This is a genomic window from Leptospira ognonensis (assembly GCF_004770745.1).
GTDB lineage: Bacteria > Spirochaetota > Leptospiria > Leptospirales > Leptospiraceae > Leptospira_A > Leptospira_A ognonensis.
In genome coordinates, this window is sequence record NZ_RQGD01000046.1 from 123,515 (window position 1) to 150,299 (window position 26,785).

The window sequence follows — 26,785 nt, forward strand, 5'->3', positions numbered from 1 at the left end:
GTCATATGAAAAAAGCACTGATTACAGGTATCACTGGGCAAGACGGCTCCTATCTTGCAGAACTTTTATTGGAAAAAGGTTACGAGGTTCACGGCATCGTGCGTCGGACGAGCCTCTTCAATCGAAATCGGATCGAACATCTCCATTCTAACCCTAAATTAGTCCTCCATTACGGGGACATGACGGATTCATCCAATTTAAACAGAATTTTAGAAAAAATCCAGCCATCTGAGATCTACAATCTTGCGGCACAATCACACGTGCAGGTTTCCTTTGAGGTTCCAGAGTATACGGCAGAAGTAGATGCTGTGGGAACGCTTCGTATTTTAGACGCGATCAAACAAACCGGGATCCAGTCAAAATTTTACCAGGCTTCTACCTCGGAGCTTTACGGATTGGTGCAAGAAGTCCCGCAAACGGAAAAAACGCCTTTTTATCCAAGATCCCCCTACGCAGTCGCAAAATTATATGCCTATTGGGCGGTAGTAAACTACCGGGAGGCGTATGGACTTCATGCCTCTAATGGGATTCTCTTCAATCATGAATCCCCAAGAAGAGGAGAAACGTTTGTCACACGCAAGGTCACTCTTGGTGTAGCGGCAGTAAAGGCGGGCAAGCTCTCGCACATCACTATGGGAAACATTGATTCCAAGAGAGATTGGGGCTACGCTCCCGACTACGTGCAAATGATGTGGATGATGCTCCAAAAAGACCATGCAGATGACTATGTCGTTGCGACCAATGAAACTCACACGGTTCGAGAATTCATTGAAGAGTCTTTTAAAATTGCGGGATACGAAATTATTTGGGAAGGAAAGGCAGACTCAGAAGTCGGCAAAGATAAAAAATCGGGACAGGTTTTGATCAAAATCGATCCGAAGTATTACCGCCCTACGGAAGTTGAACTTTTGATCGGAAATCCAGCCAAGGCAAAAGAAAAGTTAGGTTGGGAGCCAAAAGTTAAGTTTAAAGAATTAGTTAGGATTATGACAGAGGCTGATCTGGCAACCTATCAGTTAAAGCCAGAAGCCTAAGTAAAAGTTTTTAAAGTCAGTTTTTCGAATTCTTTTAGAGTCCGAAAAACTGATCTAACATTAGTTTTTTTAAGGTCTCTTTGAGTTTATCTTGGATGTTGACGATCTTGACGGTCATCTTCTTCTCGTCTGCCTTATTCTTAAATGAGAGCAATCTTGAGATTCCTAATGAACTCACGATGACTACCTTTTCAAGATCTAGGAAAACTTCAGTCACAGCTTTTTCCAAAGTTGAATTTAAGACTTCTCTTAGTTCAGCAGAGTTTCCATCCAAAATCTGATCCATAAATTTTATGCGAATGGTCTGACCTTTTTCTTCAATTTGAATTTTTTCGTTCATTGTGGTTTGTCCCTATAAATAAAGAAATCTATCTGCAAGATAGCAAGAAGAAATTTATTTTAACTTCTTCAGTTTATTTTCCATATTTGCTTTTTTATGATAGAATTGGACGAGTTTTTCTAGCTCTGCCATATCAGAACATACGATTTTTCCCATTTCAAGTCGGATAAATTTGTTTTGTTTCATGATCTCTGCAATGAGTAACTCATCTTTCGGATCCGTTAGGCCCACCATTTTCAATAAGTCTTTGGTTCCGATTTCAAAATTATAGGCCTGTTTTTGAGCGATTTTGACACGATTTTTCTCACTTAACGTCATAAGCGTGTCAACGATTCGTGCCTGAGAGTCTTTCAACAGTAAATTTGCTAACTGCTTGTATGCGGTCCATATCCTTTCGGAGAGTAGGGTGATCAAACGAGTCGCAAGTTGCGGTTGTGCTTTTACCATTCCTTCAAAGTTCGCTTTGTTTATGGCAAGAAGTTCCACATCACCAGAGGCAATGGCCGATGCAGATCTAGGTTTGTTATCAAGGATGGCCATCTCCCCGAAGATATCTCCCGTATTTAATACCGCGAGCATGACTTCGTTTTGGTTTACAATTTTGGAGATTTTTACCTTTCCACTTTGGAGAATGAAAAGCTCTCTGCCTGGTTCATGTTCACAAAAGATCATTTCATTGTCTTTGTAGTTTCGATTGAACTTGGTATAGTCAATGACGGCGCCTTGGAATGGCTGGTTCATTGTTTGTAATCGCAATTTGGCCTGAGGGACAAATTGTCCACTAGGTAAATGTTTCAGATAACTTTGATATGCGAAAGTAGCATGTGCTGTGTTCTGCAATTGGAAATAGTATTCTCCAATTTTGAAGAGTTCGTTAGGATCCTCTTCGACAGCATTCCGAAAGGAGAGTCGAGTGATCGTCGTATCAAACTGGCGCAACTTCATAGAGAAGAAGCGAATGATGTTCATCGCTACAGCCGTTGATTTTTGAATGAGCGTGCCGAACTGGTCGTAGCTGACTGAGATTAAAGATACGCTTGTTAAAGAGGTAGCAGATTCAATTTGTGCATGCTGGCTCATAGCAGCAACAACGCCAAAAAAATCACCTGGCCCTAAAACTTGATTGGGATCTTCGCCGACAACGGCTGTCTCCCTGGTGATACGAACTTTCCCTTCGCGGATGATATAGAAATTGTTCGCATCTTTCTTCCCTTCTACAATGATGTAGGAGTTTGCTGGGAAGGTAACCATTTGAAAAAATGACATCTTTTATTTACTCTAAGGCCTTACACTTGTGAACGTGACTACTTTATTATCGGAGATCATACAGGCAATATTTTCCTCAAAATTACTTATTTTTACTCTCAGCTAAAATTTCTAATTGAGCGAGCTCCAATTCTGCCTCCTGGGCAATTTTTGAGGAATAAGTATTTTGCGTTATGTCTTTTAAAATTGTAGCAGCTTTCGCCTCTCTACCCAATCGGATCAGGGCCCGAGCCGCCTCTAGGTAGGCATCGAGACCTTCTTCGGTATTCGGATAGTCTTTGTACATTGCGAGTTCATTTTTTGCAAGGGCGAGCGTATCGCCAAGCTTACGATAGGATTTGGAGAGCAATTTTCTCGCCTCCCATTCCCTAGGGTGGCGTAGATAAAGAATTAGGAATAATTTCAATTCTTCCGTGGATTTTACGTAGTTGCGATCTTCATAAAATTCGGATGCCTTTTGAAATAGCAATTCGCCTTGTTTCAGTTCTTCCGCTTTATATACTTCATTTCGATTCTTTCCTGCTTGGGCGTGCAGGTTGGTAACATGCTGAAGGCCGAACAAAGTTAAACAAAGAATCAAAACAAGCCAGTTTCTCATACGACATATATCGACATTATGGGGAAAAATTCTGAAGAAGTTTTATGTCAGATTTGGCAAGGATTCTGGGTACACTCTCTAGACTCCACAACTCGAGGGAGGTTTCTGATTCTTGGTTTTGATTTAGATTTAGAACTAACTTTCCTTTTCCCCTCCAATCGGGCTGGAATTGTACCTCGGTTTGCGAGAGATCGCCAAGACGTTTTTCCCTGAGCGGGGGAACTTCTTTCGTTTGGACCGATTTTTCTCTAGGAAATAGATTCATCTGAACCAATTGATTTCCTTGGTTTGTTATGCCTTCAAATTCGTAATGGATGATATACGATTCATTGCCTTTTGTTTGCGAATAGGGCAAAATGCTCAGAATTTTTATATATGGTTTTTTTGGCGAACTCGCTTGCGTATCGGAAATAAAAAGATTTCCTCCCAAATTTAAGAGAGCGTATTCCATATCCTCACGTTTTTTAACCGTAAAATACTTTCCATTTCCAATCTTTGCAAGTGCGGTTAAATCCTCTTCTGCTTTTGGATCCAGATCGATACCAAGGATGTGCAAATTGAATTTTTTACCTCGCGTTTTTAAGGCATGCAAAGTCATAGCGGGGTCGCCCTCGCAGCTTTCCATTCCATCGGAAATAAAGATAATCTCTGTCTCTTTATAATCCCGAAGCAGGTACTCACCTACAAGTTCTAAAGTATGCGCAATGGGAGTGGAACCAGAAGGAATGATGCTTGTTAGCTTAGTAATTGCTGCACTCGCTCCTCCTTTTTGGATGGGCTGGTACAGTCTTGCGGAGCTGCAACCAGCGATGCGATTTCCATAGGCGACAAGTCCAACCTCTGAATCTTTCGGAAGTTTACTTAAAAAATTCATCAGCTGGTCTTTCGCAATGGCCATACGTGTGACGCCATCTATTTTCTCAGCCATCGAGCCGCTGGCATCAACAATAAAAACATATCGTTTGTTAGATGTAACCGACTCCGAATACAGATTGAAAACCAATAAGAAGGAGAGAGAGAAAAAAAAAGAAATTTTCGAAATCAAAATGCGAAGGCTCACTTTATTCTTTTCGGTGTGGAGATGAATTTACCTTAGATGAGTTTAGGATCAAAAAAAGGTGGAGAATTGAGATTTGGCTGCACTTGAATGGGCTTTCGATCAAATGAGGCATAATCATTTAATAGACGGATGATCATTTCACAAGTGGCACCCCAAAGAAGACCGTCCTCTAAATCAAAATAGAAAGAATGGTCGTCACCATTTCTAGAAGTAAATTGTAGCGAATAAAAAGGGGCTTTCAGAAGTTTAGAAAATGGTAAAATGATAATCTTTTCCACCTCATCTTCGTTGTGTGAAAATTGAAAATCCCCAATATATTTACCAAGAAATGGAGTGATGTGGAATCCTGTTCTCGTTTGCATACCTTCATGTTTGCCTAAAACAGTGAGTTGTTCTCTCGAGACTCCCATTTCTTCTTCCCATTCCCGAAGTGCGCACTGTAATAAATCTTTGTCTTCTGGATCTAACACTCCACCCGGAAAGGAAATTTGACCTGGGTGGGAGTTTAGATGTTTTGCTCTTTGTGTGAGTATCAGTCCTTGGCCAAGATCATCCAATTCAAAGATAGGTATGATGACAGAGGAGATTTTTTTGGTGGTATCTGGCATCGAGTGCCAGGATTGCGAAAGTTTACCTTGAACGCTTTTTAGATCTAAGTTCATTCTTCTTTCGAAGAGTGGTTTTGGGTCTTTCTTCTCTTGGCGAGAAATGCTTCCTTAGACCGAACAGGCGAGAGTCGATTCACCATGGAATCATAATTCAGTCCTTGCAAGGCGGCAAGAAGAGACGGTCCATAATTTTCAACTTTCCAAGGGGAGAATACGTTTAATGCACGAAGTTCTTCTTGGGTTTGTGGATTCGCTTTTAAAATGGTAATCAATTGTTTGTTCGAAGGTAATAGGGAATGTTCCATACGTCGAATACGCATAATGCGAAGCCGCCATTTTTTGGCATTTTGGAAGCGTTTGTCCTCGTCCTCGTTTAAATCTTCGCCGTGTCTTTTGGAGAGTTCTGACGTTTCGATCGGATCATTATATTCGCTAATGAGAAGTTTATAGATTTCACCACCGTCTTTTTTGCCGAACCATTCGATGCATTTTTCTTCGTTAGGTTGTTCTTTGACAGCTTGCGACAATTTATCATTCCCAAAAACTCGAAAACTAGCTTTATTGATTCGTTTTGCTTTCTCATCACGATATCTTAGAAGTTCTAAGATTTTTCTGCGTTCAAGTGGTGTAAAATTTACGATGTCTGGAAATTTAGCAAGAGAGAAACCTTCGCCTTCTTTTGCAACATAGTCTTCAGAAGCAGTGAATTCGAATTCAGACTTCGCCTCGTCGTATAAATTTCTTTTGCGAAGCTCCTCTTCCATTTTAAGCCAGATTGCTTCCAGGTAAGCAGTATCCAGCGCCGCATAACGTAGTTGTTGTTTTTGAAGTGGCCTGATTTCCCAATTGGATTTTTGTTCTACTTTGGAAAGTGCTACTTTGTGATAAAATTCTACGACAAAGGAAAGCGAGCTCTGTTCCATAGAAAGAAGTCGAGAACTGATCATGGTATCTGCAACATTCTTAAATCGAAACGAAAAATCTCTTTTGAGGGCTCGGATATCGTCTTGAGCGGAGTGGAAGATCTTTAGGATCTTCTCGTCTTCAAAAAGAGGGCCCAGACCCTTCAGATCGGAAATTTTAAGCGGGTCAACAAGGTAGTTTTTTCCATTCGAATTGATCTGAATGAGGCAAACCCGAGGGTAATATGTGTAATACCCAGACGATTCTGTGTCAATCGACAGTATTTTGGATTGCCTGAGGTTGATTAGAGCGAGCTCTAATGCTTTTGGCGTATCTACGAGAATATAGTTGGAATTGATTTGCATCTAATCGTGATTTTAGAAATACTGCAATTGTCATTCTACCAATGATTCTTCAATCTGACAAACCAAAAGAAGAGTGTGCCATATTTGGCATCTACAACAGTAAAGAGGCCGCCAACTTTACGTATCTAGGTCTATACTCCATGCAACACCGAGGCCAAGAGTCTAGTGGCATCGTTTCCACAGACGGTGAGCATCTATATCGCTATGCGAATATGGGACTGGTTGCAAATATTTTCACACAACCTAAGATCAGAGAGTTGATCGGCGACTCTGCCATCGGACATAACCGTTATTCTACAACAGGCGCTAGCTTTTTAAGAAATGCCCAGCCTATCCGTGTCGAATCCCATCTTGGACCCATTGCTTTGGCCCATAATGGAAACCTTGTCAATTCTTGGGATATCAGAAATCGACTCGAAAGAGACGGCTCCATTTTCCAAACTACGATAGATTCTGAAGTCATAGTACATTTGATGGCAAAAAGCCATAAAACCGATCTATTAGAAGCGCTCTGTGAGTCTCTTTCGCAGGTAAGGGGAGCCTATTCGCTTCTCGTCCTTACACCGCGGTATCTGATCGCTGTGAGAGATCCAAATGGATTCCGTCCTTTGGTCATGGGAAAGAGATCGGATGGTTCGATTGTTTTTGCTTCCGAGACTTGCGCATTTGATATTACAGAAACGGAATATGTCAGAGATGTTGCTCCAGGAGAAATGATCGTCATTGACCATTCAGGAGTTCGCTCACTTTACCCATTTCCCAAGGCGAAACCTAGCCTTTGTATTTTCGAATACATTTATTTTGCCAGACCTGACTCTTATATTTTTGAAGAATCTGTTTATAAGGTAAGAAAGGCCTTGGGTCGCCAGCTAGCACGTGTTTTACCTGTGGAAGCTGATGTGGTCATACCCGTTCCTGATTCTGCAAACATCGCCGCCTTGGGTTACTCAGAAGAATCTGGAATTCCTTACCAAAGTGGACTCATTCGCTCCCATTACGTTGGAAGGACCTTTATCGAACCCGACCAAAAAATCCGAGACTTCGGTGCCAAAATCAAATACAACGTTGTTAAAGAAGTTGTGAATGGCAAACGTGTGGTTGTCATTGATGACTCTGTGATGCGAGGGACAACAAGTCGGAAGATTATAAAAATGATCAGAGCCGCTGGCGCGACAGAGATTCATTTTCGAGTTTCTGCTCCACCGACGGTTTCACCTTGTTATTATGGCATAGATATTCCAACGCATAAGGAATTAATCGCTGCCACTCATTCGATTGAAGAAATTCGCAAGTATCTTCGGGTGGATACTCTATCCTATTTGGCACTCGATAATATGCATAAAGCAGTCGAGGGGCACAAAGGTGGAGGATTTTGTGATGCATGTTTCACTGCAAATTATCCCGTTGAGTTCCAAGATCACGCCGGAAACCAGAAATCATTATTTACTGAATATTCTACAGAAGAGTAGAGATGGAAGAGATCGAACTTTCAAAAACATTTGGTTTTGAGGCGGCACATTTTTTACCAAATGTTCCTGAAGGTCACAAATGCAAGCGTATGCATGGACACAGCTTCCGGTTCGCGGTCTACCTCAAGGGCCAAATTGATCCACATACTGGTTGGCTGATGGATTTTAGCGAACTCAAAAGAATCGTAAAACCTATATTAGAAGAACACCTTGATCATTTTGTTTTAAACGAAGTCAAAGGTCTTGAAAACCCGACAAGTGAAAATTTGGCTGTTTGGTTGTGGAATCAATTGAAACCCAAGCTGCCTTTATTGGATAAAATTACTCTTTACGAAACATGCACAAGCTCTTGTGTTTATCGCGGGCCAAAAACGTAATTAAAAATGCCTGGCGCCGTCGTACTCTTATCAGGTGGTCTTGATTCAACTACTTGTCTTTATTTAGCTGCTAGAGATTACGGTTACCCTAAGAAAAAAAATCTACCAATACTCGCGCTTTCATTCAATTATTCACAAAAACACAAGATTGAAATTTCTAAGAGCCGTAAGATCACTAAGGAATTAGGAGTCAAACACCTCATCCAAAAATTAGATCCAAATTTTTTTCTCGGGAGCTCTCTTACGGAAAAAAAAATTAAGGTTAGGAAAAATGCCGCATTTGAATCATTAGGTGATCATTCGGAGATTCCAAATACCTATGTACCCGGAAGGAACATCTTGTTTTTATCTTTCGCTCTTTCATTGGCAGAGGGTCATAATTTTGATTCGATCTATATCGGTGTCAATGCTCTGGATTACTCGGGCTATCCAGATTGCCGCCCAGAATTTATTGAGGCATACCAAAAAATGGCAAACCTCGGAACGAAAGCCGGAATTGGTGGAAAAGGACGTGTCAAGATCATCACACCGTTGTTAGAGTTAAATAAAAAAGAAATTATTTTGCTAGGTCAAAAAGTTGGTGCCCCTTTGCATCTCACTCATTCCTGTTACGATCCACAAAAAGGAAAGCCTTGTGGCAAGTGTGATTCCTGCCTCCTTCGCGCAAAAGGATTTAAGGAAGCCGGCTTGAGGGACCCAGCAAATTTGTAACGAAACTCCATCAAAATTTGAGATTCAAAGTTCATGTCATCTTATTATTTTTTGCATTCGCATTTGCGAATCAATGCCATCGCGATTTTCACCATTACGTTCAATCTCGAACTTCGAAACTAAAGGTTTATGTCAGACCGACTGAGGTCGAAATTGATATTCTTTTTTTGAGGTCCATTTCGTCTCTGGAAGTACCGAGTGAACTACGACAAGAATGGATCCGAAAGATCGCACAGAGGCATGCGCAGTGGTTTGATGTTCGGTTGCGACGCATTTTGCTTTCGGAGGGGATGTCCCTTGTTTCCGAGGAAAAGGCAGATTTGATTTTAGAACCCAGCATCGTAGATATGGGCGAGGTTAGAGCGAAGGTTTTTTTACAAGGACTTTCGGTCGGATTGGTTTTTGGAATCATTATAGGAGAAGCCACAGGCAAACCAGATTTAGGTTTGGCGGTGTTTGTTTGGGAAGTCCTCGAAGAAATCATCATCGTATATTTGTTAAAATCCTATTTTATGATCACAACAATCGATCTCACCATAAAATTGCCAGATGGCTCTACCCTTGCGTCCAAGGAGTTTACGTCTTATTCTAATGAAAAATATGAGGAAAATCTGCCAGATTTCACAAGAAAACTTCGCGAAAACAAAGTTCGGGGAAGTTTAGAAGAAAATGCTCGCGACATTGCCGATTTTTTGAAATCTCGATAAATTTGAACATAGTTAACTAGATAAATAGTTGAATCTATGACGAATCAATGTTTTCCTTACTAGACTTAACCGAATCAAGAATTAATTACCTCAGGATTAAAAATAGAAATGGCAAAAAACGTAGCAGAAGTATACAAAGAATCATCTGAAAAATATGGAACCCTCCCTGCTTTCTTTTCGAAAGACGACAAGAAGAAATACATTCCCACAAATTTTAAAGAACTTTATGAATCAGGACTAAACCTGGCTGAAGCACTTATTGATTTAGGGGTGAATGCTCGAGAAAAAATCGGTATGATCGCAGACCATAGACTTGAGTGGGTGATCGCTGATGCAGCGACTTTATTTACGGGTTCTGCGGATGTTCCTCGTGGAACAGACGTTACGGAACCAGAACTTGAGTATATTCTAGAACACTCAGAAGCCAAAGTTTTGTTTGTTGAAAACGATAAGGTTTTAGAAAAATTTAATCGTATTAAATCGAAAACATCTGTTAAAACCGTTATCATGATGGACCCAAAAGCAAAAGGGGAGAAAGGCGTTTTAAATCTATATGAGTTGATAGAAAGAGGGAAACAGTTACGTGGCGCAGGTTCAAAGAAAGCAGAAGCGAGAATCGCAGACATTAAGCCCGATGATCTACTCACCTTGATTTATACTTCAGGAACTACTGGAAAGCCAAAAGGTGTGATGCTGATGCATTCCAATTTGATGCACCAGATTGATGATGTAACACCATTGCTGCAAAGTAACTCTAAGGATAGATTTCTTTCCATCCTTCCCGTTTGGCATATTTTTGAACGCGCTTTTATGTATGTTGCCATATTTTCCGGAAGTGCTACGTATTTTACGAATGTTCGTGATATGCGCGATGACTTCGGGAAAGCAAAACCCACTTTTATGGGCTCCGCTCCAAGATTATGGGAAAGTATTTACTTAGGGATCTACAATCGTGTTAAAGATCCTAAACAAACGCCTGCTATTAGACGAGCTCTCTTCAATACAGCATATTTCTTTTCCAAACATTACCATGCTGCCATTCGCTTTCTAAAGGGAAATGAAATTGATTTAGTAGGAAGAAATCCAATCATCTCCTTCTTTCTGGGTTTGAAATCACTGGTTGTGGCCATTTTAACATTCCTTCCTTATCTCCTTTTGGATGCAGTTGTCCTATCTAAGATTCGCCTAGCTACTGGTGGAAAATTGAGAGCCACTTGCTCTGGTGGAGGCGCACTACCAAGTCACGTAGATGCATTCTTCAACGACATCGGGATACGCGTGCTAGAAGGATATGGCATGACAGAGACTTCGCCTGTGATCTCTGTTCGAACCTTTAAAAAACTTGTGATGGGTTCTGTTGGTAAGGTTGCTCCAAAATCAGAAGTCCAAATCAGAGATTTTAACGGTGATGTACTGACGCATGTTAAAATGGATGGTAAGATCGAAGGGAAACGTTGCGCCCGAGGGATCGTTTACGTGCGTGGTCCTCAAGTGATGAAAGGATACTATAAAAATCCAGAAGCGACAGACAAGGCATTGAAAGATGGTTGGATGGATACTGGAGACTTGGGTATGATCAACTATAAAGATACGCTAACTTTGACAGGACGTGCAAAAGATACGGTCGTCTTGCTTGGCGGTGAAAATGTTGAACCTGTCCCCATCGAGAATAAACTTTTGGAATCACCTTATATCAGTCAGATCATGGTCATCGGACAAGATCAAAAAAACTTAGGTGCGATCGTCATTCCTGAATTTCCAAAATTAAAGGAATGGGCTCTCGCCAATGGGGTAACGGAAACGGATGAGTCAGCACTCATTTCCAACACAAAAGTAGTTGATTTTTATAAAAAGGAAATTAAGGACCTCAACAGTGCCAAACATGGTTTCAAATCATTTGAACAAGTGAGTCCGTTTTTCTTAGTTTCCAAACCATTTGAAGTGGGGGACGAATTGACCAATCTCATGAAATTGAAACGACACATCATTACAGATAAGTATAAGGATCAAATTAAGAAAATTTATTCCTAATCTTAAGGAAAGTGCATTTAAGGTGGCCCAATCGTTCCTTTGAGAACGGTTGAGAGCCACGAAAAATTGTTTTCCAAATACCTCAAATTCTGCATAACTACTTCAAGCCTATGGAAATATTTGTAATTGCCGTCACGATTTTCGTTCTAGCGATTTTTGTGGGATTTGAAATCATCACAAAAATCCCTCCCATCCTTCACACCCCTCTTATGTCGGGTTCCAACGCCATTTCTGGCATTACACTCATTGGAGCTCTCTATGCAGCGGGGATCGAAAACAATAATATCACTAAAATATTAGGTCTTCTCTCTGTGATTTTTGCGACCATCAACGTTGTGGGTGGTTTTTTGGTTACCCACCGAATGCTCGGAATGTTTAAGAAGAAGGACTAAGTAACAAACAAATGAATTTAACTCATTTTTCAAATCTATCCTATCTCGTGGCATCGATTCTCTTTATCGTTGGCCTAAAACAACTAGGAACTCCGAAGACAGCTGTTCGTGGAAATATCCTTGGTGCGATCGGTATGCTCATTGCTGTTCTGGTGACCCTTTTAGATCAAAATATTTTGAGCTACGAATGGATCGCCATTGGGATCCTGATTGGTTCGGTTTTTGGAGTGATCTTGGCAATCAAGATCCAAATGACAGCCATGCCGCAACTCGTTGCCGTACTGAATGGATTTGGAGGGATTGCTTCTGTGCTTGTAGCAGGATCTGCTCTTCAGCTCTCGATTCCAAAATACCAATATGCTGTGAACTATCAGGAAATCATTTCCATCGTTTTCTCAGCCCTAGTAGGGGGCGTCACTTTTTCCGGAAGTTTTATCGCATTTGGAAAGTTACAAGGATTCATCACAGAGAAAGCAGTCAGATACTCGGGAGATCAGATTGTAAAAATCATCGTGGGTCTTATTTGCATCGGCCTAGGTATTTTTAATGTTATAAATCCGTCAGAGGAATCGATCTACTGGATTTTAAGTGCCGTGAGTTTAGTTCTGGGAATCCTTCTTGTCGTTCCCATTGGTGGGGCGGATATGCCAGTCGTAATCTCCCTTCTCAACTCTTATTCTGGGATTGCTGCATCTGCTACCGGTTTTGTGCTAAATAATAATGTTCTAATTATTGCCGGTTCACTTGTGGGCGCTTCAGGGATCATTCTTACGCAAATTATGTGTAAGGCAATGAATCGTAGTTTGACGAATGTACTATTTGGCGGTTTTGGTGCTTTCGCTGAAGAAACCAAACATGATGGAGATTTCTATTCTGGGAAAGTGAAATCTACAAGCGCAGAAGAAGTGGCAATGTTACTAGATATTGCAAGAACTGTAGTGATTGTGCCAGGATATGGAATGGCAGTAGCTCAAGCGCAGCACGCTGTCCGAGATCTTTACCAGTTATTAACGAACAAAGGAATCGATGTTACATTTGCGATCCATCCTGTTGCAGGTAGAATGCCTGGACACATGAATGTATTGTTAGCGGAAGCAGATATTCCGTACGATCGTCTAAAAGAAATGGACGAAGTCAATGGAATGTTTGAAAATGTTGACGTAGTAATCGTAAACGGTGCCAATGACGTTACGAATCCATTAGCGAAGACTGATCCGAAATCTCCCATTGCGGGCATGCCGATTCTTGACGTCGGTCTAGCAAAGACAGTGGTTGTGATTAAAAGATCACTTAGCCCTGGTTTCGCGGGAGTACCTAATCCATTGTATATAGCTGACAACTGTTTGATGTTGTTTGGTGATGGTAAAAAGGCAACTCAAGAAATGATCAGCGCACTTAAAGAATCTTAATTGGTAATTACTATGAAAAAGCAGGTTTACATTGTTGATGATCATCCACTCGTAGTGGATGCTCTATCAAATCTCATCTCAAAGTCAGAAGACTTAGAATGTATTGGAAGTTCCGATACTATTGAAAAAGCATTTTCTGAAATTGAGAGCCTGCAGCCGAGTTTGGTTCTTGTTGATATACAATTGAAGCAGAACCAAAGCGGACTTCAACTTTTGAAAAAATTACGGACTGCTTTTCCTGACTTAGCAGTCGTGATGATTAGCATGCTGACGGATGATACCTTTGTGGATCGTGCGTTTAAATTAGGTGCGATGGGCTATGTTTTCAAAGAAGATACGACAACTCAAATCGTGGAAGCCATCCAAACAGTTCTTAGAGGAGATTATTTTGTAAGTTCCTCCCAAGCAACAAGGTTACTCGGACATCTTTATAAAAATTCTCAGAAGGAAGAAAAGGATCCCATTGATCGATTATCAAATCGGGAACTAGAGGTCTTTCTAATGATTGGTGAAGGAAAGCCTGTAAAAGAAATTGCAGCAAACATGGGGTTAGCGGCTTCCACTATCGAAACTTTACGTTCTCGCATCAAAACCAAACTTAGCATCACTGAAAATGAAAAATTAATTCGTGTTGCCGTGGAATGGAAATATACGCAACCGAAACCAGACTCTATTTAATATCTCATTTTAAAATAATGATAGAGAAGCGTTTTTCCTTCTCGACTCGACAAGAGATTTCTATATGCCTCTGCAATGGAAGAGTCATTTCGACTTTTTTTCTGGCTGAAATGAAAGAAGTCATTGGCTTTTTCTTCCAAACCTAAATTCAATAAGAGATTCAAATAAAAACTTTGATCATACTCATCGGCAAAGGGAGAAAATGCGATGGTGCGAAATAAAGATTCTGATTCCCTCCATCTTCTTACTTCATAATAGCATCTTGCATAAACTTTCTTTTCTCTCCAACCTAAGATTCGTTCGTTTTTAAGTTTCGAAAGTGCTTTTTTGGGGTCTTTTTCGATCTCATAGATCACTCTACCATACAAATTGGATGCGAGTTGATTTTTGGGATCAGATTCTAATATGGATTCAATTTCTCTACGTGCATTCAGAAACTCTCCCGTTTCCATATAAGTCTTTGCTAAAATAGTTTTTGCTTCGGAATAGTTTGGTTTATATTCAAGCGACAATGAAAGGGAGGAAATTGCACGATTCAAATCACCTAATATAAAATAAGCGACTCCAAGATTGTAATGATAAAATGGATTATAAGGAGAAATTTTATTGGTTTCAAGCCAAGTCGTCTTTGCTGCTGCCCAATTATCTTCTTGAGCATAGATCATTCCCAACAAATAACTTGCTGCCTCATGGTTTGGTTCAAGGGACAGTGCACGTAAAAGATTTTCTTTTGCTTCTGGCCATTCTAAGCGTGTGTAAAGTATGGCACCGTTTAGGTAATGGTACTCTGCCTCATTTTTGTAATTATCACTTTGAATTTTCTTCCATTCCGAGTCAGCTAAGGAAAATTTTCCATATCGGAGCGCATTGATGATGTTTCTTCCTGTTTTTTCTAATTCAATTTTTAACTGAATGATATCTGTTTGAGATAAATTAGTCGGTTCATTGCCTTCACCTAAAATAGAAGTGAGTGAAAAAGTAATAAAAAGAAGTGATAGTGATATTTTCTGGTTCAAAGTGTTTCTGCCCATTTGATTATTTTTAAATGTCCATTACGATTTAGCTTTATACTGGAAAGAGAAGGCGATTTTCCATCTATGTAGAGGTGGTCGGGTTCGCCGATGTATGTCAGGTTTGCCAGGTTAGCAAAATACTCTCCCAGTTTTTTATGAATTTCAGTCATACCAAAGAGGACAGTATTCTTTTTTAAGTAAAGGGATTCCATAATACTTTGTCCAAAATAGGAGAGGAAACCCTCTGAGCGGGAAAGCAGTTCCAAATATTCATATTTTGTGAGTCTGGGGAAATACTGGATCAGGTTGGATTTTGGAATGGTTCCTCCGACTCGAATCCAATGTTTTACATCCCATTTCACTGAGGCGGTCTTTAATAGGAATTGATCAAGCAGAGTACAAATTTCAGAGTTCAAAGAACCAGCATAGATCATCCATTGCCCTGGGATTGTGGATTGATCTTTAAAAAGTTCAATCATCGGCGAACAGTAAAACGAAAGATCCTTCGGCTCCCTTTCACTTCCCTCTGGGTGAGGCAAAAGGTTGATATGGATCGTTTCCTCTTTTGGAGGAAGAAGGCTATCGATGAGAAGGGCTGGAAATCCATTTGGTTCTCTTTCTCTTGCATCAACGATAAAACCATCAAAGCCTTTCTCTCCAGAAGGATTACAAAATGTATCAAAGCCTGCCATTTGAAGTTCGATGGAAAGTGATTTACATCGTTCGAAGTGGCCAGATCCATAAATTGCTGGCTCACCGTAGGTCATTGAAATCTTCTTTTTCTGATTTGTCTCATTTGGCAAATCGAATCGAATCTGTTCCACGGATTGATTGGTAGAGAAGATTTCTGGTTTACTTAAAAACAATTGTATCACGTCCTTTGCGCCAAAAAGGGAATTGTTTCCTCCTAATTCTTCCCATACATCTTTCATCATTTTTAAATCCAAAGGTGTATCTATGGTCATGCGAATTTGTGAGGAACAAGCTTGTTCTTTGTCATTCAAATGAGGAGGAGATAGTCTATAAATGGCATTTTCTGTAAGATTCTCTTTTATATGCAGACTTACATGTTCAGTATGTCTTGGTTCTTTATATTTGTCGATGTTTTGCCTTAACGCCGAATAGGAAAAACATTCGACTCCCATGCCCAGAGGCAATCCTTGCATCGAGAGACAATAGTTAGCTGAATTTACGTGAAACATTGCTTCCCAGAGCAATTCGATTGCCGTTAGGTCAATAAAAGGGTTATCTCCTGTTAGTCGAATGATATGCTCCGCACCAAATTTTTCAGCGGCTTTAATATATCTATCACGAACATCGACTTCGGATCCGAGAAAATATAAATAACCTCTTTGTTTTAGAAATTCTGCTAGTTTAAGATCATTCTCCGGAATCAAAAATACGATAAAATCTTTGGGTAAAATTTTTCTTAGCCGGTTATGGATATGATCTAAAAGTGTATCTCTTCCGTTTTCAGGAATACATTTAAGGATCTTTCCTGGTAAGCGTGTGGAACCAAACCTTGCTTGAATGAAGCCAAATGGCCTAGGCGTTAAATGTATACCATTCATCACAATTTAGACATGGTGCTGGAATTTTTGAATGTTCACCTAAAAGAGAATATGCGAAATAAACTTGGCCCTTTTTCCAAATGTCGGAAAAATTTTCTGTCAAAATATTTCCAAGAATTTCAGTTTGGTTTTGCCTGCAAATTGATACATTGCCTAATGCATCAATCACTAGATCTCGGTTCAGATGCCAGCAAAATTCTCGGTGAATGGGTGTTAGATCACTGACGCGTTTTTCAGGAAGTTTTCCTGCAAAACGATTATACTTTTGCAAAATAACATTAATTTCTTTCTTTTCGAAATACGTGAAGAATGCTTCGACCTCATCACCGACTTCAACCATCTTAATCATTTGTACATAGAGGGAGGAATTCGGAAGAATTGTTTTTAAACGATCAATTTCCGAAAGAATTGTATTATATAAATCTTTACCGTATAATTTTCGGTATGTGTCCGATTTCAGTGTTGTTAGATTTACAATCACAGTTAGTTTACTTTTTAAACTAACATCTAGATTTTCCAATGTGCGAGCAAATGAATCTACATTTTTATACAAGGCCGTTTCCAAAATGAGTTCTTTTACATTCTTTGATATCAGTATCGTTTGAATGATTTCGTTCAAATTTGGATGGAGCAAAGGTTCGCCATTGCCCCCAAGGCAAACTGTATAAGGGGTCTGTATTTCTGAATCTAGCTTATCTAGAGTTAACTTTATATTTTCATGGGTGTAGGCAGTTGGTTCATTTGAAGTATCGATAAAATTTCTGGGACAAAAAACGCACTCAAGCTCGCAACCTTTGTATATCTCCCATTCAATGTAGGTAGGTGCTAGTCGATAGATACTCGGAAATTCTTGAATGGAAGGAAGAATTTGGTCATATGTTATGTTGGGTTTTTTATCTAGTAAATTTTCAATGAGTAATGAATTTCTTCGATCATTCAATCTAAAATCAAAGCGATATTGTCGCAGATCAGGTGGAATATAAAAAATATCTACATCGTATTGATTTATATTTTTCAGAAAAAATGAATGAACATCATTAGGCAGTTTATCTGGTAAAGTAGCTAAAAATTCTCGGGTTAATATATAAGGTACGATACCTTCTGGAAGATTCTCGCTATAGGAATATTGGCTGAAGAATTTTTTATGCCTATCCCAAGATTTTTCCATCAACCCAACATCAACTAAGGGAGAAATGCCTTTGAAGTATAGAAAACATACTTCGTCCCAATCTGGGTCATTGAATTTTGATGGTGGAAGTAAAATCGCAATTTCTTTTAGGAAACCTTCTTCTGTTATTGGCCCTGAGTGATAAACAATATTGGCATCATTCGGGATAAGATTTAAAATACTCGTTTTGATCGATTCAGAAATGTGAATGTGAATAGGTAAGTCTTTGAAGAGGGAATGTATTTTCAAAAAAAATCTATTCCAGAGTTCAATATGTAAATTGGTAGAAAGATATTGTAAAGCAGGTTCATCTAAATAAACTGCAGCGAGTGCAGGTGTGTAGTTTGTTCTTGACATGTTAATCCTGGTTATACTTTTCTTCGGGATTTACAATGTTATGTTCTTTTAGATAAATTGGATCAAATATCGTTATTGTGGTGGTTTTACGAGTGTTGACCAACCATTCTTCAAAAGTTGCCTGTTCTTTATCGCGATAAAGTAAACCTTGGATGCCTTTTCTAACAGCATCTAATGGAGTGGGCCTAACACCTTCAACAAAAACAAGACAATACCGTTTTCTTTCGTCGCGGAATACTTCCGATACCTTACCTTGTTGGACTTGCGCTAGGACCGATGCCGTTGTGGGCTGTGATTTATAAAGTTCAAATGTTGGAATCCAGTTGACCAAACCACCGTTTGCCTTGTGTCTACTTTCATTCCTTGGCCCTGAGGCAACTAGCTTAAAGAAGGAAGGATCCTTCATGGATTTTGAACGAATTTCATTTAGCTCTTGAAATATTTTTGTCTCTTCATCAATCGAATTATTGGCAGGAGAAAATATCAATTCCCGAAATTTAAATTCAAATCCGACTTTCGCTTTATTCTTGTTATACCAGGAAATCACCTCTTGCTCAGAAGGAAGGGCGGGTGTGATTTTAATCTGCAATAATTGACCTTTTTTGATCTGGTAAGGAATTTCCTCTAACCAGAGTTCGTAGGGCTGACCAAACTGTTGTGAAACAGTTTTCTTAAAAAGTTCTGGATCTGTGATTCCTTGTCCTTCCATTCTTTTTTGGACTTCAGCTTCGATTCTTTTTTCATTTACCTGAATCGATTCTTCTTCGGCAGCGATGTCAACTATGGCTCGATCGATAAGGAAATCTAATACTTGAGAATGTAGAGAACCTTTTTTCCTGGAAGCAGGGATGTATTTTGATAGTGCTTTGTATTTTTCCGCGCCCTTATCAAAAGAAGACTGCGTGATGGATTGATTTCCGACGATGGCAATGACCTGGTTTAAGGATTCGTAAGCAGAGAGTGAAATGCTCAGGAGGAAAATCGATAGGAGAATAAAGGTTTTGCTGAAAATAGTTCGATTCATTTAAGCACCCCTCTCTTTTGTTCCCGTTATAAAAAATATATTTGTCTAAAAAAAAAGGTCAAATTTAATTTTTGTTTCACTAACCAATAAATGCCGAGTGAAGCGCTTTTACAGCATCTTCAGATTGGTTTTGTTTGATCACGCAGGAGATTTTAATTTCGGAAGTAGAGATCATTTCAATATTGATTTTCTGATCTGCTAGTGCCTGGAACATTTTTGCTGCAACACCAACATGTGATTTCATACCCACACCCACAGCAGACACTATCGCGATATCCTCATCGATTTCCGAGGAACCATTTCCATTGGACCTGGCATAAGCGTCAATGATAGGTTTGGCGACATTAATATCTTTTTTCGCGATGGTAAAGGAGATGGTATTTATACCATCACGAGGAGAAGATTGCACAATAACATCTACAATCACATCCTTGTTGGCAAGTTGTGTAAACAAATCTGCAGCGATTCCTGGTTTATCTTTAACGTCTGCAATTGTAACTCTCGCCTGATCCGCCTTAGCTGTAACGCCGCTAACTTTCATTTTTTCCATAATTTTGTCCTCACTCATCACTAGAGTTCCTGGTTTATCGTGAAAACTAGATCTAACATGAATCACAACATTATAATTCATACCTAGTTCAACACTTCTAGAATGCAATACCCCAGCCCCAAGGCTAGCTAGCTCCAACATTTCTTCGTATGTTATCTGTTTGTGCATTTTGGCAGTAGCGATTTTACGCGGATCAGCGGTATATACACCATCCACATCTGTATAAATCTCGCATTCATCTGCACCAAGTGCCGCGGCAAGTGCGACAGCCGAGGTATCACTACCACCTCGACCTAAGGTGACTATATTATCGTCTTTATCAATGCCCTGGAAACCCGCGACGATGACCACTTTACCTTTGTTAAAGGCTTCATCGATACGGGTGCGATCAATCATTTCAATTTTTGCATTTGAAAAATTACCGTCGGTAAGTATTTTTACCTGGGATCCTGTAAACGACTGAGCAGGAACTCCCATCTCATTTAAGGCAATTGCCAGTAATGCAATCGATACCTGCTCTCCCGTAGAGAGGAGCATGTCCATTTCTCTTTTCGGCGGATTTTTCGAGATTTTCTCGGCCAGATTCACGAGCTCGTCGGTAGTATGTCCCATTGCAGAGACGACGACAGCAATTTTGTGTCCCTCATCATGGTAACGTTTGATACGTCTAGCGACGTTCTGAATTTTTGTGGTATCACCTACGGATGTACCACCATATTTCTGAACTACGATTCTTGAAGACATGGTTTCTAATGCCAGCCTTGCCTCCTTGGCGAGGGAATCAAGTACTATGAATTTTTTTGCAACCGATCTACAATCCCCCGCTCATATCTTTATATAGGATATTTTGGTATGGATACATCGCAAACAATGGTCGAGTCAGTCGTAAAGCACAAGGCTCCTTTCTTATTTCTCATTCTCTTTTTTATGATTCAGGCTACGGTTCTGACTGTTTTTACGGTTCCGTTTACATGGGAATTGTTCTGGGTCGCTGTCGTTTCTTACTTTGTTAGAATGTTTGGTATTACCGCTGCATACCACAGGTATTTTTCACACGCGACTTTTAAAACCTCGAGAGTATTCCAATTTGTTCTCGCTTACATTGGATCAATGTCTATGCAAAAGGGTGTATTGTGGTGGGCTGCTCATCATAGGAATCACCATAAATACTCAGATACGGACAAGGATATCCATTCTCCTAGCAAGAAAGGTTTTTGGTATTCGCATATGTTTTGGTTTCTAAGAGATGAGTATAATGATTTTGAAACGAAATTGATTCCCGATTTTTATAAATACCCAGAATTACGTTGGTTGGATCGAAACCATTGGATTGCTCCGCTCAGTCTTGCAATCGGTCTCTACCTCGTTGGCGGATGGGCTTGGTTAGTCTATGGCTATGCAGTCGCGACATTTTTCCTAGGTCATGCTACTTGGACGATCAATTCGCTTTCGCATGTTTACGGAAGTGTCCGTTATGATTCGAGAGATACGAGTAAAAATAACTTTTTCTTAGCCCTTCTTACAATGGGTGAGGGATGGCATAACAATCATCATTACTATTGTTCCTCAGTGAACCAAGGTTTTTATTGGTATGAAGTTGATATGTCTTATTATATTCTAAAACTATTGTCTCTATTTGGAATTGTATGGGACTTAAAAAAACCTCCGGTGAAAGTCTTGGAAGAAGGTCTTCGTCGAGATTATGAAAAGAAACAAACAAAAAAAGCAAGCGTGGTAGAAAAGAAAATCAAACAAAATGCGCCTGCATCGAATGCAGTAGCTGCCATGTAACAATGAGTAGATGTCACATCCCTAGTCGTTTTCTGATGTGGGATGGGATATCATCCAAAGAATTATATCGTTTCTTTTTCCCTCCAGGAAGAGAAACATAATAAAATCCATTTAAGATTTCTAAAAAATAATCCTGACCTTTTTCACCGAGAGAACGATTGTCAAGCTCCTTGACCATTTTTTGATAATTTTTGGGCAACAGGTTCCAATTTGAATAATTAGTTACTACACCCTTATCGTTGACGGTGTAAGTTCCATCTTGATGTAAAATTTTAGTACCGTTATAATCAAAAATCTCCATTACCTGAAGTGCCGGATCTTTTTTCTTCGATTTTGTCTCCTGCTTGGATTCGTCCTTTTTTGCATCTGCGTTTTGAGTGGGAGAAGGCTTTTTCGTTTTTAGGAGTGTGAATGTCAACAGCATGAGACCAGCAAACGCCAAACATCCAAATACCAGATATTCAGTGGGAGATAAGGTAAATAGATAACGTATCATTACTTTAGAATATAGTTTATTGATCTACATCTTGAGGGTGTTGGATCATTGGTTTGCCAATTCGGACATGGGACGAGTTCGATTGCCTTCAAACAACCGTCCAAAGCGGATACCTTAATCCTTCCCAAAAAAATCGTTGTTACGAGGTGGGATTTGCCGCAGGTGATATCTTTAACGGCATATGCTTGGAATACCTTTGCATTTGCTTCAGAAGCAGAATAATAAATATCATCTTTATTCTGAATGCAATTAACAAAAATAAGAGACATGCCAATATATAAAATTTTTCGGCGGATCATTATCTTTTGAGTTTAATCTTTTGTGTTTCCGATATTGGCAAAGAAATAGATCCGATACTGGAACGAATTTCTACATCCCCGTTAATATAGATCTCGGCCTCACTTCCCTTTGCCGCAGCAGAAACCAATTGTAAAAGAAGAGAGATCAATTTGGAATCGATTCCTTTTTTCTGATCAATATCTAATGTAAGCTGCAGTTCAACTTGGCTATTTTTGGGGATCAGCTTAGGTTCTTCATTGATAATGGTTCCTATCAGTTGTTGTCCACTATTTGTAACGAGAAATAATTTTAGATTAAATTTATATATTTCCACATCTTCTTCATTTGGATTTGAAGCGGATATGACTGGGGTCACAACGAATTTCGGTATTAATAGAAAGTCTTTGTTTGGTTCCGAATGGACTAATAAATTAACCAATTCAAATTTACAATTTTTTAGATTATCTATATTCTTTTTCACACCCGTAAAACAAGAATGAAAAAGAAAAAGAATCGAGAGTAGAAGTGAGAAAAGTCTTATATTAGGCAACAAAAACAACCTTTCCTTCGGTCATATGTGCTTTGTAATACTCTAAACCTTCTTGATACTGATCGAGAGGGTATTTTTTATTTATCTTAGTTTGAAAGATCGTTTTCAAATACTTTTGTGCTTCCTTTGCTTGTTTTTGGAATTCTTCAATACCTAAGGAATAGATCCAAGAAGAAAGCCAATACCCCTCCACTTTTTTGTTTTGAAAGATCATCATTCCAGCATTCACGGATATCGGTTTTTCAGAAAGGGCTCCATAACAAATGATTTTTCCGGCATAGGGCATACATTCCAACACAGTCTGTGCTGTCTCTCCTGCAACAGCATCTATCGCATACGTGGCGTTTAGTTTTTTGGCAGTTTTGTAAAGTTCTTTTGCAAAATTTGGACTTTCAGAGTTGATGATAAATTCTGCACCTAATTCACGTAATGTGTCCTCTTGTTCCTTTTTTCTGACTATATTGATAAGTGGTATCTTCTTTTCGGAACAGAGTCTAACTACCATCTTTCCGAGCGCACTTGCGGAAGCAGTTTGTATCATGGCAGCATGGTTTTCATTTTGACAACGTGTTACCATAGCCCAAGCAGTCATAGGATTGACGAAAAAACTCGAAGCCTCGTCAAGTGTGATCCCCTCGATGAGTGGTAAACAGTTCTCCTCGGTAGTCACCATATATTCCGCCCAAGCACCGTCATTATGTCCTGCAACACAAGATACTTGCATATTAGGTTTTAAGGATTTAATATCTTTACCGACAGCAGCTACGGTGCCACTCGCTTCAAATCCGGCGGAAACGGGTGCTTTTTTTTTGATTCCATAAAGTCCCCTAATGAACATTAGGTCGGAAGGATTGATGGGGGAAGCATGGATTTTTATCAAAACTTCATTGTCCTTCGGAACGGGAATTTCTTTTTCTCGGAGTTCCAGGACTGGTGCGATTTCATCGTATTTTAAGATGGTGACTGCTTTCATGTCTTCCATTTCTTCGAACTAAAAACTACTTGCCAAGCCTTTCTTTATCGTCGAAAGGTAAAGGGTGGAAACGAAACGAAAAGGAACTCGAAACTATTATGAACCTCTCCTGGGTCTGATATTTTTGGGGATTCTCGTTTTTGCCTTTTTTGCGACTGTCATTCGACCTGAGAAACCTGCTAAGAATTTTCCATACCGCCTTTCGTTATTTTATTCCCGCATTGATGGCATTTCCGAAGGGAATGAGGTTCGGATATTAGGAATTACTAAGGGATATATTGCCCATATTACTACGCGACCAATCATAGATATACCAGATCGAAGATTTTTGAATGGTAACGAGGGTGATGCGATAGAGCTTGTCATTGCACTTGAGGAACCTCTGACTCTTTGGGATAACTATCGAGTCGATTTTCAAACCATCACTTTATTTTCGAATCGCGTAATCAACATCAATCCCGGAAGCTCTGATGGTCACACTCCCTATTTTACACCAACGGCAAGAGAAGGTGACGCCATTCCAGATTACCTTCCCTCTGCTCGATACTTTGATGATTTTTTTAAGGCGGCATCACAAACTATGGAGGATAACCGCGAGGACATCCGATCCATTACGAAAAACTTGAGTTCAGTATCTACTAAATTGAACGGCAATGAAGGAACCTTGCCAAAGTTGATCGGATCGACTGAAATGTATGATGAATTGTATACAACTGTAAATGATGCTGAGGTGATTGGAATAGAAGGAAGAAGATACATGGAATCTTCACGTAACCTTGAGAATACGATGCCTATTCCATTTTTCGTAACCCTTTCTTTTTACGGCAGAACTACGCTTACAGGTAGAAGGATTGGTCCTCAAAATTAATAATATAGAAGTGATGAAAAAAATAAATCCTTTCTCACTTCCTTTCTGTCGACATTTAACAAGGAAGGAATAAGGTTAACGCATTCATGAAAGTCGCAATAATACACGATTGGCTCACTGGGATGAGAGGTGGCGAAGTTGTTCTTGATTCTCTTTTAAAGGCTTATCCCTCTGCGGATCTTTTTACGCTATTTTATAATAAAGGAAAACTGAATGCTCGCATCGAGGATCGAAAAATCATCACGGCATTTACCAATAACCTTCCCTTTAAAGAAAAATTTTATAGATACTACTTGCCTCTTTTTCCTACTGCCATAGAATCTTTAGATCTAAAAGGATATGATGTCATCATCAGTTCCTCTCATTGCGTTGCCAAGGGAGTGATTCCTCATCCAAATACCTTCCACTTAAGTTACATTCACTCTCCGATGCGTTACGTCTGGGACATGTATTATGATTATTTTCCAAAGAAGAGCGGTTTCAAATTCCTCGCATTTCAAATGATCTCCAATTACTTACGAACTTGGGACAGTACCTCCGCAAACAGAGTGGATCATTTCACCTGTAACTCAGATTTTGTGGGAAAACGCATTCAAAAATACTATCGAAGAGATTACCAGGTGATTTATCCACCTTGTGTTTCTACAAATTTCCGAGTGCAGGACTATTCCAAAGAAGATTTTTACCTCATCGTTTCCGCTTTTGCTCCCTACAAACGACTCGATATCGCGATTGAAGCCTTTCGAAAAAATGGTCGGAAGCTTGTCCTCATCGGAGGCGGGCAGGACGAAGCGAAACTTACAAAAAATCTTCCTTCCAATATCATCTGGAAAAAAGGTCTGCCTAGGGAAGAGGTCATTGAATATTACAAAAGGGCCCGTGGATTTATCTTTCCAGGGATGGAAGATTTTGGCATAACTCCCGTAGAATCTCAAAGTTATGCCACTCCCGTCGTCGCATTTGCAAAGGGCGGTGCACTCGAAACGGTTACGGAAGGAAAAACGGGGGCATTTTTTAAGGAACAGACTCCCGAGGCCTTAAACCAGGCGATTTTGGACGTAGAAAAGATCTCCTTGCGCCGTAGAGATTTTCAAAGCTCCATTGAGAGATTTACGGAAGAAAAATTCGTAAGCGAAATTCTAAAGTCAGTCGATAGACATAAGTAGAAATCTCATAGGGGGATCTCTTGGTCATCCTACATCGGCTAAAAGGTGCAGAATTTATTCTCAATGCAGAACTCATTGAGACGATAGAAGCAAATCCTGATACGATCATCACTTTAACGACGGAAAAAAAATTCATCGTTACAGAGACGGTCGCAGAAGTTATGGAAAAAGTTTTAAGCTATAAAACTCGAATCCATCATTTACCTAAAGCCCATCAAAAGACCGAGGAAGGATAAAGCACAGACATGGATATAGCTACAGTCATTGGTTTAGGTCTAGGGGTCGCCATGATGGGCCTCGGTGTTGTATCTGGGGGTCTTGCCATCGGGGACCTAATCGATATTCCTTCGATCTTGATTACATTCGTAGGTGCTGCCGCAGCCACCATCATTTCATTCCCTTGGACTTCCACCACGGGAGTTACTGCTGTAATCAAAAAAGCATTTCAAAATCCAACCTTTGATTTACCAAATTTAATTACCACTCTTGTAAGTTTTTCTGAAAAGGCGAGAAGGGAAGGTTTACTTGCCCTTGAAGATGATATCAATGAACTCCCTGAAGAATTCTTAAAGAAAGGCATCCAGCTTGTAGTGGATGGAACGGATCCAGAGCTCGTCAGAAATATCATGGAAACTGAAATTTCTAATACCGCAGGTCGCCACTTTTACGGAAGATCTTGGTTAGATGCTTACGCCGGTTTTGCGCCTGGTTTCGGGATGTTAGGGACACTCATTGGTCTCGTAGGGATGCTAAAAAACCTAGGTGGTGGTGATGCGAGTGCCATCGGTCAGGGTATGGCGACAGCCCTAATTACAACATTATATGGTTCACTTGCTCAGAATTTACTTGCCGCGCCTCTCGTACGTAAGCTAACAAGAAGATCTGAAGACGAGCTCGTAATCAAACAAGTCATGGTCGAAGGAACTTTATCGATTCAGTCAGGAGATAATCCACGGATCGTAAAAGAGAAATTAGCCAGCTTCCTAACTCCGAGTGAAAGAGCTGCATTGAAAGAAGAGGGAGAATAATCT

The 26,785-nt window shown here is 39.9% G+C and carries 29 protein-coding genes; 14 read left to right on the forward strand and 15 right to left on the reverse strand.

Annotation, left to right across the window (positions count from 1 at the left end; all coding sequences use genetic code 11):
- Positions 1 to 5 precede the first annotated feature (5 nt).
- Positions 6 to 1,034, forward strand: coding sequence for a GDP-mannose 4,6-dehydratase (gene gmd / locus EHQ58_RS16770; RefSeq protein WP_135625074.1), 1,029 nt, complete (start codon positions 6 to 8; stop codon positions 1,032 to 1,034).
- A 34-nt stretch (positions 1,035 to 1,068) separates the two neighbouring features.
- On the opposite strand, the gene EHQ58_RS16775 is transcribed toward gmd, so the two are convergent.
- The 6 genes from EHQ58_RS16775 to EHQ58_RS16800 all read right to left on the reverse strand — a co-directional run bounded on the left by EHQ58_RS16775 (position 1,069) and on the right by EHQ58_RS16800 (position 6,174).
- Positions 1,069 to 1,374, reverse strand: coding sequence for an STAS domain-containing protein (locus EHQ58_RS16775; RefSeq protein WP_135625076.1), 306 nt, complete (start codon positions 1,372 to 1,374; stop codon positions 1,069 to 1,071).
- A gap of 54 nt (positions 1,375 to 1,428) precedes the next feature.
- On the reverse strand, positions 1,429 to 2,640 hold the full coding sequence (locus tag EHQ58_RS16780) for a Crp/Fnr family transcriptional regulator (protein WP_135625078.1): 1,212 nt from the start codon (positions 2,638 to 2,640) through the stop codon (positions 1,429 to 1,431).
- Between the two features lie 82 nt (positions 2,641 to 2,722).
- Complete coding sequence (locus EHQ58_RS16785; RefSeq protein WP_246047412.1) at positions 2,723 to 3,238, reverse strand: tetratricopeptide repeat protein; 516 nt, start codon at positions 3,236 to 3,238, stop codon at positions 2,723 to 2,725.
- A gap of 16 nt (positions 3,239 to 3,254) precedes the next feature.
- Positions 3,255 to 4,298 carry a vWA domain-containing protein gene (locus tag EHQ58_RS16790; protein ID WP_246047413.1) on the reverse strand — a complete coding sequence of 348 codons (1,044 nt, stop codon included), beginning with the start codon at positions 4,296 to 4,298 and terminating at the stop codon, positions 3,255 to 3,257.
- A gap of 32 nt (positions 4,299 to 4,330) precedes the next feature.
- A complete protein-coding gene (locus EHQ58_RS16795) occupies positions 4,331 to 4,960 on the reverse strand; it encodes an NUDIX hydrolase (protein WP_135625081.1) in 630 nt (209 codons plus the stop codon).
- Positions 4,957 to 6,174, reverse strand: a complete 1,218-nt coding sequence (locus EHQ58_RS16800) for a ribonuclease D (protein ID WP_135625082.1) — start codon at positions 6,172 to 6,174, stop codon at positions 4,957 to 4,959. The genes EHQ58_RS16795 and EHQ58_RS16800 overlap by 4 nt, the downstream gene beginning before the upstream one ends.
- 41 nt (positions 6,175 to 6,215) lie before the next feature.
- On the opposite strand from EHQ58_RS16800, the gene purF reads away from it, so the two are divergent.
- From purF to EHQ58_RS16840, 8 genes are all read left to right on the forward strand, one after another.
- Positions 6,216 to 7,643, forward strand: a complete 1,428-nt coding sequence (gene purF, locus EHQ58_RS16805; RefSeq protein WP_135625084.1) for an amidophosphoribosyltransferase — start codon at positions 6,216 to 6,218, stop codon at positions 7,641 to 7,643.
- 2 nt (positions 7,644 to 7,645) lie between these two features.
- Positions 7,646 to 8,020: a 6-carboxytetrahydropterin synthase QueD gene (queD, locus tag EHQ58_RS16810; RefSeq protein WP_135625086.1), complete on the forward strand. Its 375-nt coding sequence runs from the start codon at positions 7,646 to 7,648 to the stop codon at positions 8,018 to 8,020.
- A 6-nt stretch (positions 8,021 to 8,026) separates the two neighbouring features.
- On the forward strand, positions 8,027 to 8,731 hold the full coding sequence (gene queC / locus EHQ58_RS16815) for a 7-cyano-7-deazaguanine synthase QueC (protein ID WP_135625088.1): 705 nt from the start codon (positions 8,027 to 8,029) through the stop codon (positions 8,729 to 8,731).
- 17 nt (positions 8,732 to 8,748) lie between these two features.
- On the forward strand, positions 8,749 to 9,438 hold the full coding sequence (locus tag EHQ58_RS16820; protein WP_135625090.1) for a hypothetical protein: 690 nt from the start codon (positions 8,749 to 8,751) through the stop codon (positions 9,436 to 9,438).
- 108 nt (positions 9,439 to 9,546) lie between these two features.
- Positions 9,547 to 11,469 carry an AMP-dependent synthetase/ligase gene (locus tag EHQ58_RS16825; protein ID WP_135625091.1) on the forward strand — a complete coding sequence of 641 codons (1,923 nt, stop codon included), beginning with the start codon at positions 9,547 to 9,549 and terminating at the stop codon, positions 11,467 to 11,469.
- A gap of 110 nt (positions 11,470 to 11,579) precedes the next feature.
- Positions 11,580 to 11,861: an NAD(P) transhydrogenase subunit alpha part 2 gene (locus EHQ58_RS16830; RefSeq protein WP_135625093.1), complete on the forward strand. Its 282-nt coding sequence runs from the start codon at positions 11,580 to 11,582 to the stop codon at positions 11,859 to 11,861.
- An 11-nt stretch (positions 11,862 to 11,872) separates the two neighbouring features.
- Positions 11,873 to 13,270 carry an NAD(P)(+) transhydrogenase (Re/Si-specific) subunit beta gene (locus tag EHQ58_RS16835; protein ID WP_135625095.1) on the forward strand — a complete coding sequence of 466 codons (1,398 nt, stop codon included), beginning with the start codon at positions 11,873 to 11,875 and terminating at the stop codon, positions 13,268 to 13,270.
- Between the two features lie 12 nt (positions 13,271 to 13,282).
- Entirely contained in the window at positions 13,283 to 13,948 is a 666-nt protein-coding gene (locus tag EHQ58_RS16840) for a response regulator transcription factor (RefSeq protein ID WP_135625097.1), read from the forward strand.
- Here EHQ58_RS16840 and EHQ58_RS16845 read toward each other — a convergent pair.
- The 5 genes from EHQ58_RS16845 to EHQ58_RS16865 form a co-directional block, all read right to left on the reverse strand.
- Complete coding sequence (locus tag EHQ58_RS16845) at positions 13,945 to 14,964, reverse strand: tetratricopeptide repeat protein (protein ID WP_246047414.1); 1,020 nt, start codon at positions 14,962 to 14,964, stop codon at positions 13,945 to 13,947. The genes EHQ58_RS16840 and EHQ58_RS16845 overlap by 4 nt on opposite strands.
- The gene (locus EHQ58_RS16850; protein WP_135625101.1) at positions 14,961 to 16,532 is read right to left on the reverse strand and encodes a cytidylyltransferase domain-containing protein; all 1,572 of its coding nucleotides are present in this window, start codon (positions 16,530 to 16,532) and stop codon (positions 14,961 to 14,963) included. The genes EHQ58_RS16845 and EHQ58_RS16850 overlap by 4 nt, the downstream gene beginning before the upstream one ends.
- Entirely contained in the window at positions 16,507 to 18,057 is a 1,551-nt protein-coding gene (locus EHQ58_RS16855) for a spiro-SPASM protein (protein ID WP_135625103.1), read from the reverse strand. The genes EHQ58_RS16850 and EHQ58_RS16855 overlap by 26 nt, the downstream gene beginning before the upstream one ends.
- A gap of 1 nt (position 18,058) precedes the next feature.
- The gene (locus tag EHQ58_RS16860; RefSeq protein WP_135625105.1) at positions 18,059 to 19,081 is read right to left on the reverse strand and encodes a putative peptidyl-prolyl cis-trans isomerase; all 1,023 of its coding nucleotides are present in this window, start codon (positions 19,079 to 19,081) and stop codon (positions 18,059 to 18,061) included.
- 79 nt (positions 19,082 to 19,160) lie between these two features.
- The gene (locus EHQ58_RS16865) at positions 19,161 to 20,375 is read right to left on the reverse strand and encodes an aspartate kinase (RefSeq protein ID WP_135625107.1); all 1,215 of its coding nucleotides are present in this window, start codon (positions 20,373 to 20,375) and stop codon (positions 19,161 to 19,163) included.
- Between the two features lie 108 nt (positions 20,376 to 20,483).
- Here EHQ58_RS16865 and EHQ58_RS16870 point away from each other — a divergent pair, with 108 nt between their 5' ends.
- Positions 20,484 to 21,422 (forward strand): acyl-CoA desaturase, encoded by a 939-nt coding sequence (locus tag EHQ58_RS16870; protein WP_135625109.1) that lies wholly within the window; start codon positions 20,484 to 20,486, stop codon positions 21,420 to 21,422.
- 13 nt (positions 21,423 to 21,435) lie between these two features.
- On the opposite strand, the gene EHQ58_RS16875 is transcribed toward EHQ58_RS16870, so the two are convergent.
- The 4 genes from EHQ58_RS16875 to EHQ58_RS16890 all read right to left on the reverse strand — a co-directional run bounded on the left by EHQ58_RS16875 (position 21,436) and on the right by EHQ58_RS16890 (position 23,720).
- Complete coding sequence (locus EHQ58_RS16875; RefSeq protein WP_135625111.1) at positions 21,436 to 21,918, reverse strand: hypothetical protein; 483 nt, start codon at positions 21,916 to 21,918, stop codon at positions 21,436 to 21,438.
- The gene (locus EHQ58_RS16880) at positions 21,918 to 22,217 is read right to left on the reverse strand and encodes an LIC13255 family lipoprotein (RefSeq protein ID WP_135625113.1); all 300 of its coding nucleotides are present in this window, start codon (positions 22,215 to 22,217) and stop codon (positions 21,918 to 21,920) included. The genes EHQ58_RS16875 and EHQ58_RS16880 overlap by 1 nt, the downstream gene beginning before the upstream one ends.
- Positions 22,217 to 22,678, reverse strand: coding sequence for a hypothetical protein (locus EHQ58_RS16885; RefSeq protein ID WP_167883669.1), 462 nt, complete (start codon positions 22,676 to 22,678; stop codon positions 22,217 to 22,219). Before EHQ58_RS16885 ends, EHQ58_RS16880 begins: the two co-directional genes overlap by 1 nt.
- A 61-nt stretch (positions 22,679 to 22,739) precedes the next feature.
- Positions 22,740 to 23,720, reverse strand: a complete 981-nt coding sequence (locus EHQ58_RS16890; protein ID WP_246047415.1) for a zinc-binding dehydrogenase — start codon at positions 23,718 to 23,720, stop codon at positions 22,740 to 22,742.
- Between the two features lie 64 nt (positions 23,721 to 23,784).
- Between EHQ58_RS16890 and EHQ58_RS16895 the strand changes: the two genes are divergently transcribed.
- From EHQ58_RS16895 to EHQ58_RS16910, 4 genes are all read left to right on the forward strand, one after another.
- Positions 23,785 to 24,588 carry an MlaD family protein gene (locus EHQ58_RS16895; RefSeq protein WP_135625119.1) on the forward strand — a complete coding sequence of 268 codons (804 nt, stop codon included), beginning with the start codon at positions 23,785 to 23,787 and terminating at the stop codon, positions 24,586 to 24,588.
- An 86-nt stretch (positions 24,589 to 24,674) separates the two neighbouring features.
- Positions 24,675 to 25,754 carry a glycosyltransferase gene (locus EHQ58_RS16900; RefSeq protein WP_135625121.1) on the forward strand — a complete coding sequence of 360 codons (1,080 nt, stop codon included), beginning with the start codon at positions 24,675 to 24,677 and terminating at the stop codon, positions 25,752 to 25,754.
- Between the two features lie 20 nt (positions 25,755 to 25,774).
- Complete coding sequence (locus tag EHQ58_RS16905) at positions 25,775 to 25,990, forward strand: flagellar FlbD family protein (RefSeq protein WP_135625122.1); 216 nt, start codon at positions 25,775 to 25,777, stop codon at positions 25,988 to 25,990.
- Positions 25,991 to 25,999: 9 nt separating this feature from the next.
- Positions 26,000 to 26,782: a motility protein A gene (locus tag EHQ58_RS16910; RefSeq protein ID WP_135625124.1), complete on the forward strand. Its 783-nt coding sequence runs from the start codon at positions 26,000 to 26,002 to the stop codon at positions 26,780 to 26,782.
- Positions 26,783 to 26,785 lie beyond the last annotated feature (3 nt).

What these genes read in the sequence shown, in the direction of transcription:
- EHQ58_RS16910 (WP_135625124.1), top strand. Translation starts at nt 26,000, where the DNA reads ATGGATATAGCTACAGTCATTGGTTTAGGTCTAGGGGTCGCCATGATG.
- EHQ58_RS16825 (WP_135625091.1), top strand. Translation starts at nt 9,547, where the DNA reads ATGGCAAAAAACGTAGCAGAAGTATACAAAGAATCATCTGAAAAATAT.
- EHQ58_RS16840 (WP_135625097.1), top strand. Translation starts at nt 13,283, where the DNA reads ATGAAAAAGCAGGTTTACATTGTTGATGATCATCCACTCGTAGTGGAT.
- queC (WP_135625088.1), top strand. Translation starts at nt 8,027, where the DNA reads ATGCCTGGCGCCGTCGTACTCTTATCAGGTGGTCTTGATTCAACTACT.
- EHQ58_RS16860 (WP_135625105.1), bottom strand. Translation starts at nt 19,081, where the DNA reads ATGAATCGAACTATTTTCAGCAAAACCTTTATTCTCCTATCGATTTTC.
- EHQ58_RS16830 (WP_135625093.1), top strand. Translation starts at nt 11,580, where the DNA reads ATGGAAATATTTGTAATTGCCGTCACGATTTTCGTTCTAGCGATTTTT.
- EHQ58_RS16900 (WP_135625121.1), top strand. Translation starts at nt 24,675, where the DNA reads ATGAAAGTCGCAATAATACACGATTGGCTCACTGGGATGAGAGGTGGC.
- EHQ58_RS16855 (WP_135625103.1), bottom strand. Translation starts at nt 18,057, where the DNA reads ATGTCAAGAACAAACTACACACCTGCACTCGCTGCAGTTTATTTAGAT.
- EHQ58_RS16835 (WP_135625095.1), top strand. Translation starts at nt 11,873, where the DNA reads ATGAATTTAACTCATTTTTCAAATCTATCCTATCTCGTGGCATCGATT.
- EHQ58_RS16890 (WP_246047415.1), bottom strand. Translation starts at nt 23,720, where the DNA reads ATGAAAGCAGTCACCATCTTAAAATACGATGAAATCGCACCAGTCCTG.
- EHQ58_RS16875 (WP_135625111.1), bottom strand. Translation starts at nt 21,918, where the DNA reads ATGATACGTTATCTATTTACCTTATCTCCCACTGAATATCTGGTATTT.
- EHQ58_RS16880 (WP_135625113.1), bottom strand. Translation starts at nt 22,217, where the DNA reads ATGATCCGCCGAAAAATTTTATATATTGGCATGTCTCTTATTTTTGTT.
- EHQ58_RS16870 (WP_135625109.1), top strand. Translation starts at nt 20,484, where the DNA reads ATGGATACATCGCAAACAATGGTCGAGTCAGTCGTAAAGCACAAGGCT.
- EHQ58_RS16780 (WP_135625078.1), bottom strand. Translation starts at nt 2,640, where the DNA reads ATGTCATTTTTTCAAATGGTTACCTTCCCAGCAAACTCCTACATCATT.
- EHQ58_RS16785 (WP_246047412.1), bottom strand. Translation starts at nt 3,238, where the DNA reads ATGAGAAACTGGCTTGTTTTGATTCTTTGTTTAACTTTGTTCGGCCTT.
- EHQ58_RS16865 (WP_135625107.1), bottom strand. Translation starts at nt 20,375, where the DNA reads ATGTCTTCAAGAATCGTAGTTCAGAAATATGGTGGTACATCCGTAGGT.
- EHQ58_RS16850 (WP_135625101.1), bottom strand. Translation starts at nt 16,532, where the DNA reads ATGAATGGTATACATTTAACGCCTAGGCCATTTGGCTTCATTCAAGCA.
- EHQ58_RS16795 (WP_135625081.1), bottom strand. Translation starts at nt 4,960, where the DNA reads ATGAACTTAGATCTAAAAAGCGTTCAAGGTAAACTTTCGCAATCCTGG.
- EHQ58_RS16775 (WP_135625076.1), bottom strand. Translation starts at nt 1,374, where the DNA reads ATGAACGAAAAAATTCAAATTGAAGAAAAAGGTCAGACCATTCGCATA.
- queD (WP_135625086.1), top strand. Translation starts at nt 7,646, where the DNA reads ATGGAAGAGATCGAACTTTCAAAAACATTTGGTTTTGAGGCGGCACAT.
- gmd (WP_135625074.1), top strand. Translation starts at nt 6, where the DNA reads ATGAAAAAAGCACTGATTACAGGTATCACTGGGCAAGACGGCTCCTAT.
- EHQ58_RS16800 (WP_135625082.1), bottom strand. Translation starts at nt 6,174, where the DNA reads ATGCAAATCAATTCCAACTATATTCTCGTAGATACGCCAAAAGCATTA.
- purF (WP_135625084.1), top strand. Translation starts at nt 6,216, where the DNA reads ATGATTCTTCAATCTGACAAACCAAAAGAAGAGTGTGCCATATTTGGC.